Raw genomic sequence first — 14,513 nt, 5'->3', positions numbered from 1 at the left:
GAACGTCGGGTGCCGCCGTGCCGCCGTGCCGCCGTGCCGCGGCCGAGCTCGCGGCTGCCTCGGCGCGGGTGGTCTGCGCCCGCAGGCAAGCACCGGTGCGCTGTGCGGCAACGGGTGGCGCGGGGTCCGCCCTAGCGTGGCGGAGTCCCAGCCATGCACCAGTCACCGCAAACGAGGATGCAGCACATGCCGTACATCACCGTGGGCCAGGAGAACTCCACCCCCATCGACCTCTACTACGAGGACCATGGATCCGGACAGCCGGTCGTCCTCATCCACGGCTTCCCGCTGGACGGCCACTCCTGGGAGCGGCAGAGCGCCGTGCTGCTCGACGCCGGCTACCGCGTGATCACCTACGACCGCCGCGGTTTCGGGCAGTCCAGCCAGCCGACGACCGGATACGACTACGACACCTTCGCCGCCGACCTGAACACCGTGCTGGAGACCCTCGACCTGCAAGACGCCGTCCTCGTCGGCTTCTCGATGGGCACCGGCGAGGTCGCCCGGTACGTGTCCGCCTACGGCTCCGCCCGGATCGCCAAGGTCGCCTTCCTGGCCTCGCTGGAGCCCTGCCTGCTCAAGAGCGACGACAACCCCGACGGGGTCGCCCCGAAGGAGTTCTTCGACGGCATCGTCGCGGCCGTCAAGGCGGACCGCTACGCGTACTACACGGCCTTCTACAAGGACTTCTACAACCTCGACGAGAACCTGGGCACCAGGATCAGCGAGGAGGCCGTACGCAACAGCTGGAACGTCGCCGCGGGCGGTGGCTTCTTCGCCGCGGCCGCCGCGCCGTCGACCTGGTACACCGACTTCCGGGCCGACATCCCGGCCATCGATGTGCCGGCCTTGATCCTGCACGGCACGGGCGACCGCATCCTGCCCGTCGAGGGGACCGCGCGGCCGTTCCACAAGGCGCTCCCGTCCGCCGACTACGTCGAGATCGAGGGCGCCCCGCACGGCCTGCTGTGGACCCACGCCGAGGAGGTCAACGCGGCCCTCCTCGCCTTCCTGGCGAAGTGACCCGACGGGAGCCGGGCCGCCGCGACGGGGGCGGTCCGGCTCCCGCACGTCCCCGGCCGCCCTCCCCTGCGGCCGCGGTCCCCCTCGGGACCCACACGGACGACACGGCGTACGTTCACCTGCAAGGGGTTTCCATCGGTCGGTTCAGGTCATTTGCGTAGACGCTGCCCCCGCACGAGAGCTGCTGATCGAGGTACGAAATGACTCTGCCGTTTTCCGGTGCCCCCGATGGCACCTCGGTCGCGCACGAGGTCGTGGTGCGTGCCGTCGTCGCGGACGCACCGCCGGTACCGCTGCCCGCCGAGCTGCGCTACGACACAGCGGACCCCTACGCCGTGTGCCTCTCCCTCGGAGGGGCGCCGACCGGCACCGTCGACTGGGTGTTCGCCCGCAGCCTCCTGTCGGAGAGGCTGAAGCGGCCCGTGGGTGTCGGAGACGTCCTGGTCAGCCCCCGGCACGGCCGCCGCCGGAACTCGGTGCGCATCGTCGTCAGGTCCGTCACGGGGGCCGCCGCCCTGGACCTGCCGACCGCCGCGGTCATCGCGTTCCTGGCGCACACCGACAGGATCGTGCCGCCGGGCGCGGAAGGACTCCACATCGACATGGACCGCGTCGTGGCCGAACTCATGGCGGGAAGCGAGTGACGGCTCGGCCCGTAAGGCATGCCGCCCCTCGACGTGTTCGTGCGCCCGCCGGCCGCAAGCCGAGTCGTGCGCACCGGCCGGATCAGGCCGCATCGCCGATCGGAACGCTCTTCCGGCCCCGGGCACCCCGGGATTCGGCGACCGGGGACTCCAGAACCGACCAGGTGCACGCCTGCCACTCGCTGGGGGACATACCGTAGGCGTCGCGGAACACCCGGCTGAAATGCGACGGGCTGGTGAAACCCGCCCGGCGCGCCACAGCCGACACGGTCGTCCCCCGGTTCGATGTCCGGCCCAGCTCCTGCCGGCTGACGTCGAGCCTGCGCCGCCGTACCCACTGGCTCACCGTCGTGCCCTCGCTCTGGAAGAGCTTGTGCAGGTACCGGACGGAAACATGGTGCGCGAGCGCGATCGAAGTGGGTGACAGATCGGGATCCACCAGGTTCAGTTCTATGAATTCCTTGATCCGTGGCAGCAGCTCGTTGCCGGTGCCCGGCGCGTCCGGTGTCCCCGGACGGTTCCCCTGCGCCAGGAGTTCCCCGACGAGTGCGGAGACGAGGTCCACGGCGCTGCGGGCGAGCCGGTCGCCGATCCGCGAGCCGCGCAACTCCGCTTCGTCGGCGAGCGCGGACAGGAAGACCGACACCATCGCGCCCACGCCTTCGCTTCCCCGGACGGGCACACCGGCGACACGGCGCACGTCCGACTCCGACACTCCCAGGTGGCGGCGGGGCATGCGGAAGACCGTCACCCGGCAGTCGTCGCCGAGGTGCCGGAACCCACGCAGATCCGGATCGCAGAAGACGAGATCGCCGGGCTCCAGGAGGACTTCCGTGCCATGACGGGAGACGGCGGCGGAGCCACGGATCTGAATTCCCAGGTGAAGGAATTCGGCGCCTTCCCCGCGGCGTAGTCGGGAGACGGTGCGGAAGTGCCGGGCATCGGAGAACGGAGACAGGGTCAGTAGGGTCGGCACAGGACGCGCATCGCTCTTCGAGAGGTGGGAAACCGCCGACTCGGCCATGAAAGCTCCAACCATGCCGTAGCTCGTTGGGTGAGGTGAACCGTTGACGTCCGTCGCGCCGGGCGACGGTCAGGCGTGCAGCGCTTCGTAGAGGAATTCGCCGCCCTGCTGGGTCGCCGCCCTGGCGGCGCACGTGTCCCGCAGCGCGTTGAGCATCACGAAGTCGTGGATGACGCCCTGGTAGAGCACAGCCGTGGTCGGCACGCCGGCGGCGCGCAGTCTGGCCGCGTACGCCTCGCCCTCGTCGCGAAGCACGTCCGCCTCGGCGACGACGACCAACGCCTGCGGCAGCCCGGCCAGTTCCTGCAGACTCGCCCGCAGCGGTGAGGCGGTGACCTGCGCACGCTCGGCCGGATCGGTCGTGTACTGGTCCCAGGACCACTTCATCCCGTCGCGGCTGAGGAAGTAGCCGCTCGCGAACCGCTCGTAGGAGCCGGTGTCGAAGCGTGCGTCGGTGACCGGGTAGAACAGCAGTTGCGCCGCCAGCTTCGGTCCCTTGCGCCGCTTGGCCAGGAGAGTGGTGGCGGCGGCCATGTTGCCGCCGACCGAGTCGCCGGCCACCGCGACACGGTCCGCGTCGAGCCCGTGCACGCCTCCCTCCTCGGAGACCCACAGCAGCGTCGCGTAGATCTCCTCGATCGCCGTGGGGTACTTCGCTTCGGGGGAGAGGCTGTAGTTGACGAAGACCGTCGCGGCCCGGGCGCGCACGGTGAGTTCGCGCACCAGCCGGTCATGGGTACGGGCGTTGCCGAACACCCACCCGGCGCCGTGGACGTACAGGACCACGGGCAGGGGCCCCTGGGCGCCGACCGGGCGGAAGACACGGATCGACACCCGGCCCGACGGGCCTCCCGGGACGACCAGGTCTTCCACTTCGGCGTCCGGCACCGGGACATCGCCCTCCTGGACGCCGTCGACGGCCTTGCGCCCCGCGACCGGGCCGAGGTCGTGGAGGAACGGTGGGCCGGCCGTGGCGTCGGCGAAGGCCTGCGCGGCCGCTTCCAGGACCGGCTTGACGGGGGACATGCTGCCCCTTCCAGGTGCAGGACTACCGCCCGAGGCGGTCTCACTCCCTCACCCTGGCAAGCAGCCCCCTCAAGACGCATCAGTAAATTGACGGTCCACTTCCCGGGACAGCGCCGAACCCCTGGCAGGCCCGGCGCTCGACCGACCGTCCACGCCGCTCGGGAAGGCCGGCCGTCAGCGCTCCTCGGCCAGCGCGTCCCTGAGGAAGCGGCCGCCCTGCCTGATCGCGGCCGATGCGGGCGGGCTGTCCCGCACGGCGTTCAGGGACACGAAGTCGTGCACCGTGCCCAGGTAGCGGACGGCGGTCACGGGCACGCCCCCCTGCCGCAGCAGGCGGGCGTACTCCTCCCCCTCGTCCCGCACGACGTCCGCCTCCGCCGTCACGATCAGGGCGGGAGGCAGTCCCGCGAGGTCCGCCGTGGTGGCCCGCAGCGGCGAGGCCGTGGGCTCGGCGAGTTCGCAGGCGTCGTCGGTGTACTGCCGCCAGTACCACTCCAGAGCCGCGCGCGTCAGCAGGTAGCCGGACGCGAACCGTTCCCGCGAGGGGGTGTCGCAGTGCGGGTCGGTCATCGGGTAGTAGAGCAACTGCGCGCGGATGCGGGGACCGCCGCGCTGCTTGGCCATCATGGTCAGTGCCGTCGCCATGGTCGCGCCGGCACAGTCGCCGGCCACCGCCAGCCTGCCCTCGTCCAGACCCAGTTCGCCGGCCTGCTCGACCGCCCAGGTCAGCAGCGCGTACGACTCCTCCAGCGCGACCGGGTAGCGGGCCTCCGGGGTGCGGGAGTACTCGGGCACCAGGAAGGCCGCGGCACTGGCCGTAGCCAGCTCGCTGATCATCCGTGCGTGGGTCCGGGCGTCACCCAGCATCCACCGGCCGCCGTGCAGATGCACGACCACGGGGAGGGGACCGGCCGGCTGTGCCGGCCGGAACATCCAGAAGCCGACGAGCCCGGAAGGGCCCACCGGCGCCACCCTGAACTCGGCGTGCACTCCGAAGTCGTCGAGCGTGCGGCCCTGGATCTCCAGCAGTGCCTGCCGTCCGTCGACCGGACCGAGCTGGTGCAGGTAGGGCGGTGCGGCGGAGGCGTCGACGAGCCGCTGCACGAGGGGATCGAGGACGACGGCGGGGCGGTCGGGACCGCCCGGGCCCGTGCCGGGCTCCAGGCTCACACTGCTCACATTCCTTCCAACGCGGCGATCAACCGTCCACCGGTCCTCGCCGGAGCCCAAAGAATCCGCGACGCCGCGCAGGAGCGCAAGCGCCTGTGCGGTAAGGACCCCTGAGTCCCGCCGCGGGGATGAGAGATCCCTGAGTCCCGCCGTGGGGATCAGAGATCGTCGAAGAGGTCGCGGAGCTGGTTGCGGTTGCTGACCCGCAGCTTCGGATACACGTTGTACAGGTGGGAGCTGACGGTGCGCGGCGACAGCTTCAACTGCTCGGCGATCTCCCGGTTGCGCAGGCCCCGCGCCGCCATCCGTACGATCTGGCGCTGCTGGGCGGTCAGTTCCGCCAGCGGATCGGCCTGGGCGGGTGAGGCGGCCACGCCGCTGGCCCGCAGCTCCACGCGGGCCTCCTCGGCCAGGCCCGCCGCGCCGAGCCGGGTGAACGACTCCAGTGCCGTGGTCAGGAGCGGGCGGGCGTCCAGGGGGCGCCGCCGCCTGCGCAGCCACTGTGCGTAGTGGAGCCTGGCCTGCGCCCGGGCCAGCGGCCACTGATCACCCGCCGGGTTCACCGTGGCGAGCCGGAAGTGGTGCTCGGCGTCCTTGGGGTCGCCGGTCAGCGCGTCGGCGTGGTGCAGCAGCAGGGTCATCCGGGTCGTCGGCTGCGGCCCGATCGCGGCGCGCACCGCCTCGACGACGACCGCGGCCTCCTTCTGCCGGCCCGTCCGCTGGGCGGCCGCGGCGAGGTCGGCGACCGACCGGGGTGACAGGAAGTAGTGCAGGGGCGTGCCGTCCTCACCGAACAGCGACCGGAAATGCCGGAACGCGCCGTCGAAGTCGCCGGCCGCTGCGGCACCGGCAGCGGCGGCTCGCAACAGGCGTGCGTGGGTGGCACGGTTCTCCTCCAGATCGACCGCCGTCCAGGCCGGGTCGGCCGGCATGACGGCGGGCTCGCCGCGCAGGGCGCGCAGGGTCACCCGCAACGCCTCCGCGTCGATCTGAAGATGCCTCAGCTTCTGGACGGCCGCCAGCGTCGCGGTCTCCTCCAGGAGTTCGTCGGCCTCCGCCCACCGTCCGGTGTCGATCAGCGTCGCGATCACCGCCGCGAGCGAGGGCGCGGCAGACCCCATGGAGCCGTACGCCCTGAGCATGACCAGCGCCTGCCGGTGGTACTCCGCGAACAGGTCGGACTCGTCGGCGTACCAGGCGACCGCCGAGAGGGCGAGTATCCGGGTCATCTCCGGGAGCGCCGTGAGCGGCTCCGACACACCTGGCCGCGGACGGATCCGTTGCAGCAGTTCGGGGGCCCTGGCCGGGTCGGCCCCGGACAGAGCGGCGGCCCGCACCGCCGCGGAGGCCTCCTCCGTCGTCAGTTCGGGGTAGGTCGTGCCGCGGTTCCCGGCCCCCGCCTCACCGAGCAGGGCGGCGATCGGGCGCCTGATCTCGGGCAGGCCCGACTGGTACGCGACTGCCTGGAGCACGGCGGCCAGGGCGAGCACCGTCATGCCGTCCCTGGGCGGTTGCGGCTCGAGCGCGTTCATCAGCACGCGGAACCCCTGCCACTGGTGGCCGGACAGCGACAGGGCCATACCGGCGCCGCAGGCCGCGACGCCCAGCAGGTCCCGGTCCTCGGTCAGCGCGGTGACCTTGCCGTACAGCTCCCGTACCCACGCGGGGTCGCCGGCGTTCTGAGCGGCTCTCAGCGCTCTGGCGTACCGGCGCGCCCGGTCGGCGGTGGCCGGGCTGCACTGCGCCGACCGTTCCAGCGCCTGAGCCGCCGCGAAGAAGCCACCGCGCCGCTCGGCGAGCTCGGCGGTGTCCTCCAGGGCCGCCGCCACGGACTCGTCCTGGCCGAGGCACGCCTCGGCCAGGTGCCACGCCCGGCGGGCGGGATCGGCCGTGAGGGCGGCCGCCAGGTCCCGGTGCGCCTGCTGCCGCAGGTGGGCCGGGGCTCCGTGATAGGAACCCGCGCGGGCCAGCGGATGCCGGAAGACCACCCGCCCGTCCACGACGGTCACCAGACCGGCCTCCTCGGCCGGGGCCCAGGCCCCGAGATCCGTCCCCGCACCGGCCGCGGCCATGATCGTGGGGAGGTCCTCGTACTCCGACGCCGCGGCGTACAGGATCAGCCGCTGGGTCAACTCCGGCAGGCCGCGCAGCCGGTGGGCGTACAGCTCCTGGATGCGCTCGGTCTGCGGCAGCCCGCCGCCGGACAGTGCTCCCGCGCCGCCCGCTCTTGCCGCGCGGCACAGTTCGATGATGGCCAGCGGATTCCCACCGGCCTGCCGCAGCAGCTCGATCCGCGTCCGGCCGACGGGTGCGTGCGGCTGGGCGTCCATGAGTTCGGCCGCGGCCTGTTCGGTCAGCGGTTCCACGAGGAGAGTGCGCAGATCCGTCGCGACACCGTCGGGGGGCGTCTGCCCGCGCGCGGTCAGCAGCGCCGACACCTCCGCCGTGGTACGGCGCATCACGAAGCTCAGGACGTCGAGGGAGTCGCGGTCGAAGTGCTGGACGTCGTCGACGGCCAGCAGGACGCGCTGCCGGCGGGAGACCTCGGTCAGCAGCGTCAGGACCGCCATGCGCAGCGGCATCGGAGCGGGCGGCCCCTCGGCGGGAGCGATGCCGAACGTGGTCTCCAGCGCCCCCCGCAGATGGTCCGGCAACGTCCCGAGGCCGGGCAGGAGGGGGAGGAGCAACTGGTGCAGGGAGGCGAAGGACTGCCGCGCCTCCGCCTCGCTGCCCCGGGCCGCCAGCACGAGTGCTCCGCCGTCCCGCGCGTGGTCGACGGCGACCGCCAGCAGTCTCGACTTGCCCGCGCCGGCCTCGCCGAGCAGGAGCAGCATCCTCGGTCCGGTCCGCCCCTCCTCGACGACGTCCAGGATCCGTGCGATCTCGGCCTGCCGGCCCACCAGCGCCCTCACGGGCAGGGAGCGGTGCGCGGACGTCACGTTCTTCGGGGCAAACACACTGCACTGTAGGTCATATGGATGGCCGCCACGCGTGGGTAGCCGGGCGGCGACGTGCGGGAGGGCGGATCTAGCGGATTCACGCGATGTGCCGTCCCGCGCCCGTTGGCACGGTGTCCGTGGAGCACACCGGCTGAAGGGCGGAGGACATGTCGCCGGATCCATCGACACCGAGACCCGGGAGGCAGGTCTCCGGCACCGTCTACACCACGGATGCGGTGCCCGCCCACGAAAGACCGGCGTACTGGCGCGCGGCCCTGTCCCACACGTTCGCCCCGGTCGCCATCGCCGCCCCCGACGGGGTCTGCTCGGGAACCATCCGGACGTCCCGGCTGGGCCGTCTGCGGGTCGCCACGGTGGACGGCGATCCCCTGTCCGCGCGGCGGACTCCGCAGCTGACCGCGCGGGACGAAGAGGAGGACCTGGTCGTCAAGTTGGTCGTCAGCGGCGTGGTCGTCGTCCGGCAGGACGCCCGCGAGGTCCGCCTGCGCCCCGGGGAGATCGTGTTCTGCGACATGGCCCGGCCCCTGCGCATGGAATTCCCCCGTCCGTTCCAGACCAAGTCCCTTGTCCTGCCTCGGCGGCTGCTGGGCCTGGCGGAGGCCGACCTGCAACGGCTCACCGCGACACCCATCCGCCCCGACACGACGGCGGGTTCGCTGCCGGCACCTTTCCTGACCCGGCTCGTCGACACGGCGGCAACGTACCCGTCGGCCACCGGCGAGGCACTGGCCCGCCACGTCGTCGACCTTCTCACCGTCCTGACCGAAGAGCGACTTCGTCGTCACGCGGGCGACGCGCCGAGCACGGCCCGGATGCTGCTGGCCCGCATCCAGACGTTCATCGACCGGCACCTCGCCGATCCGGACCTGACGCCGGAGGCCATAGCCGGCGCCCACCAGATCTCCGTGCGCTACCTGCACAAGCTGTTCCAGGCCGAGGACGTCACGGTCGGCCGGTGGATCCAGCGCCGCAGGCTGCAGGAGTGCCGGCGTGACCTCGCCCGCCGGGACGCGGCGGGCCGGACCGTCGCCGCGGTGGCCCGCCAGTGGGGTTTCAGCAGCCCCGCCCACTTCAGCCGGGTGTTCCGGGGCGTGTACGGGATGTCGCCCGCCGAGTGGCGGGCCGCCGCGACGTGTGCGCCTCATGTGCCCGCGCTGCCGCGTGGGTCCGGCGTGCCGGAGACCGCCTACTCTTGAAGCCATGACCAGCAGCAGCGACCGGAGCCCCGCAGTGGACGTGCACGCACCCAAGAGCTACGAGATCCGCACCTACGGGTGCCAGATGAACGTCCACGATTCCGAGCGATTGGCCGGGCTGCTCGAAGACGCCGGGTACGTGCGCGCGCCCGAGGGGTCGGACGGCGACGCGGACGTGGTCGTCTTCAACACCTGCGCGGTCAGGGAGAACGCCGACAACCGGCTCTACGGCAACCTCGGCCGCCTCGCGCCGAAGAAGGCCGGCCGGCCGGGCATGCAGATCGCCGTCGGCGGCTGCCTGGCGCAGAAGGACCGCGACACCATCGTGAAGAAGGCGCCCTGGGTGGACGTCGTCTTCGGTACGCACAACATCGGCAAGCTGCCCGTGCTGCTGGAGCGCGCGCGTGTGCAGCAGGAGGCGCAGGTCGAGATCGCCGAGTCGCTCGAGGCGTTCCCGTCGACGCTGCCGACGCGGCGCGAGAGCGCGTACGCGGCCTGGGTGTCGATCTCCGTCGGCTGCAACAACACCTGCACCTTCTGCATCGTCCCCGCGCTGCGCGGCAAGGAGAAGGACCGCCGCCCCGGCGACATCCTCGCCGAGGTGGAGGCGCTGGTCGCCGAGGGCGTCTCCGAGATCACCCTGCTCGGGCAGAACGTGAACGCCTACGGTTCCGACATCGGCGACCGCGAGGCCTTCAGCAAGCTGCTGCGCGCCTGCGGGAAGATCGAGGGCCTGGAGCGGGTGCGGTTCACGTCCCCGCATCCCCGCGACTTCACCGACGACGTGATCGCGGCCATGGCCGAGACGCCGAACGTGATGCCGCAGCTGCACATGCCGCTGCAGTCCGGCTCGGACACCGTGCTGAAGGCGATGCGCCGTTCCTACCGGCAGGAGCGCTACCTGGGGATCATCGAGAAGGTGCGCGCCGCCATCCCGCACGCCGCGATCACCACCGACATCATCGTCGGCTTCCCCGGGGAGACCGAGGAGGACTTCGAGCAGACCCTGCACGTGGTGCGCGAGGCACGGTTCGCGCAGGCGTTCACCTTCCAGTACTCCAAGCGGCCCGGCACCCCGGCCGCGACCATGGAGAACCAGATCCCCAAGGAGGTCGTCCAGGCGCGCTACGAGCGTCTCGTCGCCCTCCAGGAGGACATCTCCTGGGAGGAGAACAAGAAGCAGGTCGGCCGCACCCTGGAGCTGATGGTCGCCGAGGGCGAGGGGCGCAAGGACGGCGCCACCCACCGGCTGTCCGGCCGCGCCCCCGACAACCGCCTGGTCCACTTCACCAAGCCGGAGCAGGAGGTGCGCCCGGGTGACGTGGTGACGGTGGAGGTCACGTACGCCGCCCCGCACCACCTCCTCGCCGAGGGCCCCGTCCTGGACGTGCGCCGCACGCGCGCGGGCGAGGCGTGGGAGAAGCGGAACGCCGCGGAGGCGGCCAGGCCGGCCGGCGTGATGCTGGGGCTGCCGAAGGTCGGCGTGCCCGCGCCGCTGCCCATGGCCACGGCCGGCGCGTGCGGCTGCGACTGACGCCGGTCACCGACGTGCGTGCGCCGCAGGGACCGGAGCGCGCGGGGGGAAGGGATGCCTGATGCCGTACAGCGTGGAGTTCACCGAACGCGCCGCGCGGGTGCGGGACAGCCTTCCCGCCGAACGCCGTGACGTGCTGGAGCGCGGCCTCGCGATCCTCGTCACCGACCCGCGTCACAAGCTCTCGCATCCGGTGGGGGCCGACGAGGCGACCCGCGAGATCGCCCTCTCGCGCAACCTGTTCGTCGAGTACGTGATCAGCGACGGCAAGGTCGTCGTCCTCGTCGTCACGGTCATCGACCTCACGGACGTGCTGATCGAGGAGTGACCCGGGCGCTCGCCGCCCGGCCCGGTTACGCTGCGGATCATGCTTGTCGCCGCCGCCGTCTGCCCCTGTCCGCCCCTGCTCGTGTCCGAGGTCGCCGCGGGTGCGGCGCCCGAACTGGACGGCGCCCGCGCCGCGTGCGCGGAGGCGCTGGGTGTGCTCGCCGCCGCGCGCCCCGACCGGCTGGTGGTCGTCGGGCCCGCGGAGGAGGGCGGGGAGCGCACGTATGCGGCCGGCGCGCGGGGGTCGTTCCGGGGCTTCGGCGTGGACGTCGAGGTACGGCTGGGTGCGGGCGGCACGACCCATGAAGGTGAGCTTCCGCCCTCTCTCTCGGTGGCCGCGTGGCTGCTGGAGCGCATGGGCTGGGCCGACGCCCCCGTGGAGGGGCTCGCGGTACCGGAAGCGCTGGCCCCCGAGCGGTGCGCCGAGGTCGGGGCCGGGCTCGCCGGGCGGGCCGGGCGAACGGCCCTGCTGATCATGGGCGACGCCAGCGCGTGCCGCTCGGTGAAGGCCCCCGGCTACCTGGACGAGCGCGCGGCGGGCTTCGACGCCGAGGTCGCGCGAGCGCTGGGTACGGCGGACGTGCCGGCCCTCAAGTCCCTGGACGCGGACCTGGCTCGGGAACTGAGGGCGCGCGGCCGGGCCCCGTGGCAGATCCTCGCGGGCGCGGCGGAGGACGCGGACCTGTCCGGCAGGCTCCTGTACGACGAGGCGCCGTACGGGGTGGGGTACGTGGTGGCCATCTGGTCGTAGCGCCCTGCGGCGAGCGGGCTCGTCCGCGAGCCGGGTCTCCTCGGGCCGTCCGGTTCCCGCGCGAGCGGGCTCCCTCACGACCCGCCCCCCGGCGGGCGAGCGCGCAACAGGGCTCCCTCGGGTGGCACGCGCCGTATGGCCGTCGCTACCGCCCCGCGCAGGCGCCGGGGCGCCGCCCCGCTCGCGCCGGCAGGTTCGCTGGTCGGCTCTGTGCGGGCGGGTCGCTGGTCGGCTCTGCGCGGGCGGGTCGCTGGTCGGCTCTGCGCGGCGGCGTCTCTCTGCCGCAACCCCCGCTCGCGGCCGACATCAGGAGAGCGGGGACGGCGCCGCAGGCTCGCCCGCCCGGCCCGGCCCCGGGCCGCGGTGACCGGGGCACGGCAGGGTCGGGAAGCCGTGGCACGGCGGACGGCCGGGAGACCGGGGCCCGCGGCGGTCCGCCGATGCGTGACGTGCTGTCCGGAGCGCGGTCAGGAGGCCGAGGGCGGCTGCGGTGTGTCCGGGGGCGCCGCTTCGCCGGTCGACGGGCCGGTCTCCCGGTGGGCGACGCGCTCCACCGCGTGCTTCGCCTTGTCCGTGCCCGTGTGGATCTTGTCGCTGTACTTGCCCTTGGTCCTCTCGTCGATCATCTTCGCGGCCTTGTCGAGGCCGCGGTCGACCTTCTCCTCGTGCTGTTGCGCGAAACCCGAGACCTTGGCTTTCAGGTTGTCCACGAGACCCATGGCTCACCTTCCCTGGCTCAAGGGGCGTTACGTACGGGCACCCTCGTCGGCCTCGCTGTCGGCGGCGGCCTCGACGGACTGCTGCTTCGGGATCCCGCCCCCGCTGTCGGCGGGCGCCTCGGCGGCCCCCTCCGGCATGTCCTCCGGCTTCCCCTCGGCCTCCGCCGCGCCCGCGTCCTTCACCTCGTCCGTCGCCCCCGCCCCGGCGTCGTCCACCGCCTGCGTGGCCTCCGCCGCGGCGGACCGGCCCTCCTCCGTCGTCCTCGACCTCCGGAAAATCCGTGCAAAAACGCCCATATCCACTCCATACGTTACTCGTGCGGGCGAAATACCGCGTAGCCCGGTGCGTCCTGTTGCGCAGTCCCGGATCACCCGTTCTCGAACCGGTGACCGGAACCTCGCAACAGGCAACGACCCCCCACGCGGGGTGTCACGTAACTCGTTCGAGGTGTGGTCCGGAGGTTTGCGAGACTGTTGCGGTGAGTAGTGCAGCCCCCGCGCCGCGGGTCATCGCCGTCGTCGGACCGACCGCGGCCGGAAAGTCCGATCTGGGAGTATTCCTGGCCCAGCAGCTCGGCGGCGAGGTCGTCAACGCCGACTCCATGCAGCTCTACCGGGGGATGGACATCGGCACCGCCAAGCTGACGCACCAGGAGCGCGGCGGCGTTCCGCACCACCTGCTGGACATCTGGGAGGTGACGGCCGCGGCATCCGTCGCCGAGTACCAGCGCCTCGCCCGTGCCCGTATCGACGCGCTGCTCGCCGAGGGCCGCTGGCCCATCCTGGTGGGCGGCTCCGGGCTGTACGTGCGCGGCGCGGTCGACAACCTGGAGTTCCCCGGCACCGACCCCGAGGTGCGCGCCCGCCTGGAGGAGGAACTGGCGCTGCGCGGCCCGGGAGCGCTGCACGCGCGCCTGGCCGTCGCCGACCCCGAGGCCGCGCAGGCGATCCTGCCCAGCAACGGCCGCCGGATCGTCCGGGCGCTGGAGGTCATCGAGATCACCGGCCGGCCCTTCACCGCCAACCTGCCGGGCCACGACTCGGTCTACGACACCGTCCAGATCGGCGTCGACGTCAGCCGGCCCGAGCTGGACGAGCGGATCGCGCGCCGGGTCGACCGGATGTGGGAGGCGGGGCTCGTGGACGAGGTGCGGGCGCTGGAGGCGCAGGGCCTGCGCGAGGGGCGCACGGCGTCGCGCGCGCTCGGGTACCAGCAGGTGCTGGCGGCGCTCGCGGGGGAGTGCACGATGGAAGAGGCGCGGATCGAGACCGTACGCGCCACCAAGCGTTTCGCGCGCCGCCAGGACTCCTGGTTCCGCCGTGACCCGCGCGTGCGCTGGCTCAGTGGTGCCGCGGACGACCTCCGGGAACTTCCCCACCTCGCCCTGGCGTTGATCGAACGACCGGTTACAGCCTGATCACGTGATGGCATCGGGACGCTCCGGCCGCCGTCCGGGCGTCATCTGGCATGCCATCATCGAGCTTCGATCGACCGAGTGAGTCCGAGTTGGGAGGGCGCGTGGCGATGGAGGCCGGCCCTCGCGACACCGCACAAGGCGCGCAGCACGGGGCCGCACAGGACGAGGACCCAGGGCTCAGTTCCGACGGTCCCGACGAGCAGCCCCCGGGCGGTGTGACCGACGACGGGCCGGAGGCCGACGAGCTGACCACCGGGCCGGAGGTCGAGGTCGAACTGCGCCCGCAGCGCCGGCTGCGGATCTGGCAGCTCGCCCCCATCGTGGGGCTCGCCGCGGTCGGCTCCCTGATGTTCGCCTTCCCGCTGGCGTTCGAGTTCGGCGACGGCGGTGCCGTGGTCGCCATGCTCGGCCTGCTGATCTGCTTGTGCGCGGCCGGCTGGGGCATGATGGCCGCGCGCCGCGTCGGTTACACGTGGCCCGGCCTGCCGCAGCGCGGCTCCGGACGGCGCCCGGACTGGCGTGTCGTCCTCGGGTACGCCGTGGTGGTCGTCGCGGTCGTCGCCCTGGCCGTGTGGCGCGTGGCCCGGCTGCGCTGAGCCACCTCGCCGCACGCCGCCTCGTACGGGCCTGACCGCACGCCGCCGTCCCGCGGACCCGCCGCACGCGGCCTCGCACGGACCCCCACCGCAGGCCACCGTCCCACCGACCTCGCCGCACGCCG

Annotated in this window: 14 protein-coding genes; 8 read left to right on the top strand and 6 right to left on the bottom strand. The window is 72.7% G+C overall.

What is annotated here, in order from left to right; all coding sequences use genetic code 11:
* Positions 1-186 precede the first annotated feature (186 nt).
* Together ACZ4SW_RS16345 and ACZ4SW_RS16340 are read left to right on the top strand one after the other, a co-directional pair.
* Positions 187-1,023 (top strand): alpha/beta fold hydrolase, encoded by an 837-nt coding sequence (locus ACZ4SW_RS16345; protein WP_468243113.1) that lies wholly within the window; start codon positions 187-189, stop codon positions 1,021-1,023.
* 200 nt (positions 1,024-1,223) lie between these two features.
* Positions 1,224-1,667 carry an SsgA family sporulation/cell division regulator gene (locus ACZ4SW_RS16340; protein ID WP_468243111.1) on the top strand — a complete coding sequence of 148 codons (444 nt, stop codon included), beginning with the start codon at positions 1,224-1,226 and terminating at the stop codon, positions 1,665-1,667.
* An 82-nt stretch (positions 1,668-1,749) separates the two neighbouring features.
* Here the strand turns inward: ACZ4SW_RS16340 and ACZ4SW_RS16335 are convergent, their stop codons facing one another.
* The 4 genes from ACZ4SW_RS16335 to ACZ4SW_RS16320 all read right to left on the bottom strand — a co-directional run bounded on the left by ACZ4SW_RS16335 (position 1,750) and on the right by ACZ4SW_RS16320 (position 7,844).
* Positions 1,750-2,691: an AraC family transcriptional regulator gene (locus ACZ4SW_RS16335; protein ID WP_468243212.1), complete on the bottom strand. Its 942-nt coding sequence runs from the start codon at positions 2,689-2,691 to the stop codon at positions 1,750-1,752.
* A gap of 69 nt (positions 2,692-2,760) precedes the next feature.
* Complete coding sequence (locus ACZ4SW_RS16330) at positions 2,761-3,717, bottom strand: alpha/beta hydrolase (protein ID WP_468243109.1); 957 nt, start codon at positions 3,715-3,717, stop codon at positions 2,761-2,763.
* Between the two features lie 174 nt (positions 3,718-3,891).
* Entirely contained in the window at positions 3,892-4,896 is a 1,005-nt protein-coding gene (locus tag ACZ4SW_RS16325) for an alpha/beta hydrolase (protein WP_468243107.1), read from the bottom strand.
* A gap of 149 nt (positions 4,897-5,045) precedes the next feature.
* A complete protein-coding gene (locus tag ACZ4SW_RS16320) occupies positions 5,046-7,844 on the bottom strand; it encodes a helix-turn-helix transcriptional regulator (protein WP_468243104.1) in 2,799 nt (932 codons plus the stop codon).
* Positions 7,845-8,062: 218 nt separating this feature from the next.
* Between ACZ4SW_RS16320 and ACZ4SW_RS16315 the strand changes: the two genes are divergently transcribed.
* The 4 genes from ACZ4SW_RS16315 (at position 8,063) to ACZ4SW_RS16300 (ending at position 11,655) form a co-directional block, all read left to right on the top strand.
* Positions 8,063-9,043, top strand: a complete 981-nt coding sequence (locus ACZ4SW_RS16315; RefSeq protein WP_468243101.1) for an AraC-like ligand-binding domain-containing protein — start codon at positions 8,063-8,065, stop codon at positions 9,041-9,043.
* Positions 9,044-9,047: 4 nt separating this feature from the next.
* A complete protein-coding gene (miaB, locus tag ACZ4SW_RS16310) occupies positions 9,048-10,577 on the top strand; it encodes a tRNA (N6-isopentenyl adenosine(37)-C2)-methylthiotransferase MiaB (RefSeq protein WP_468243099.1) in 1,530 nt (509 codons plus the stop codon).
* Positions 10,578-10,638: 61 nt separating this feature from the next.
* Positions 10,639-10,905 (top strand): hypothetical protein, encoded by a 267-nt coding sequence (locus tag ACZ4SW_RS16305; protein WP_468243097.1) that lies wholly within the window; start codon positions 10,639-10,641, stop codon positions 10,903-10,905.
* A gap of 39 nt (positions 10,906-10,944) precedes the next feature.
* Positions 10,945-11,655, top strand: a complete 711-nt coding sequence (locus tag ACZ4SW_RS16300; protein WP_468243095.1) for a class III extradiol dioxygenase subunit B-like domain-containing protein — start codon at positions 10,945-10,947, stop codon at positions 11,653-11,655.
* Between the two features lie 467 nt (positions 11,656-12,122).
* On the opposite strand, the gene ACZ4SW_RS16295 is transcribed toward ACZ4SW_RS16300, so the two are convergent.
* Positions 12,123-12,374 (bottom strand): antitoxin, encoded by a 252-nt coding sequence (locus tag ACZ4SW_RS16295; protein WP_468243093.1) that lies wholly within the window; start codon positions 12,372-12,374, stop codon positions 12,123-12,125.
* 27 nt (positions 12,375-12,401) lie between these two features.
* Positions 12,402-12,671, bottom strand: a complete 270-nt coding sequence (locus tag ACZ4SW_RS16290; RefSeq protein ID WP_468243091.1) for a hypothetical protein — start codon at positions 12,669-12,671, stop codon at positions 12,402-12,404.
* Between the two features lie 182 nt (positions 12,672-12,853).
* Here ACZ4SW_RS16290 and miaA point away from each other — a divergent pair, with 182 nt between their 5' ends.
* Together miaA and ACZ4SW_RS16280 are read left to right on the top strand one after the other, a co-directional pair.
* Positions 12,854-13,792 (top strand): tRNA (adenosine(37)-N6)-dimethylallyltransferase MiaA, encoded by a 939-nt coding sequence (miaA, locus tag ACZ4SW_RS16285; RefSeq protein ID WP_468243089.1) that lies wholly within the window; start codon positions 12,854-12,856, stop codon positions 13,790-13,792.
* 101 nt (positions 13,793-13,893) lie between these two features.
* Positions 13,894-14,388 carry a hypothetical protein gene (locus ACZ4SW_RS16280; RefSeq protein ID WP_468243087.1) on the top strand — a complete coding sequence of 165 codons (495 nt, stop codon included), beginning with the start codon at positions 13,894-13,896 and terminating at the stop codon, positions 14,386-14,388.
* Positions 14,389-14,513 lie beyond the last annotated feature (125 nt).

This window comes from Streptomyces sp. NPDC028331, assembly GCF_055565775.1.
This window is presented reverse-complemented; position numbering and strand designations above follow the sequence as displayed.

Coding starts and splice junctions, on each gene's coding strand:
- ACZ4SW_RS16290 (WP_468243091.1), bottom strand. CDS start 12,671: ATGGGCGTTTTTGCACGGATTTTCCGGAGGTCGAGGACGACGGAGGAG.
- ACZ4SW_RS16345 (WP_468243113.1), top strand. CDS start 187: ATGCCGTACATCACCGTGGGCCAGGAGAACTCCACCCCCATCGACCTC.
- ACZ4SW_RS16295 (WP_468243093.1), bottom strand. CDS start 12,374: ATGGGTCTCGTGGACAACCTGAAAGCCAAGGTCTCGGGTTTCGCGCAA.
- miaB (WP_468243099.1), top strand. CDS start 9,048: ATGACCAGCAGCAGCGACCGGAGCCCCGCAGTGGACGTGCACGCACCC.
- ACZ4SW_RS16330 (WP_468243109.1), bottom strand. CDS start 3,717: ATGTCCCCCGTCAAGCCGGTCCTGGAAGCGGCCGCGCAGGCCTTCGCC.
- ACZ4SW_RS16340 (WP_468243111.1), top strand. CDS start 1,224: ATGACTCTGCCGTTTTCCGGTGCCCCCGATGGCACCTCGGTCGCGCAC.
- ACZ4SW_RS16300 (WP_468243095.1), top strand. CDS start 10,945: ATGCTTGTCGCCGCCGCCGTCTGCCCCTGTCCGCCCCTGCTCGTGTCC.
- ACZ4SW_RS16305 (WP_468243097.1), top strand. CDS start 10,639: ATGCCGTACAGCGTGGAGTTCACCGAACGCGCCGCGCGGGTGCGGGAC.
- ACZ4SW_RS16335 (WP_468243212.1), bottom strand. CDS start 2,691: ATGGCCGAGTCGGCGGTTTCCCACCTCTCGAAGAGCGATGCGCGTCCT.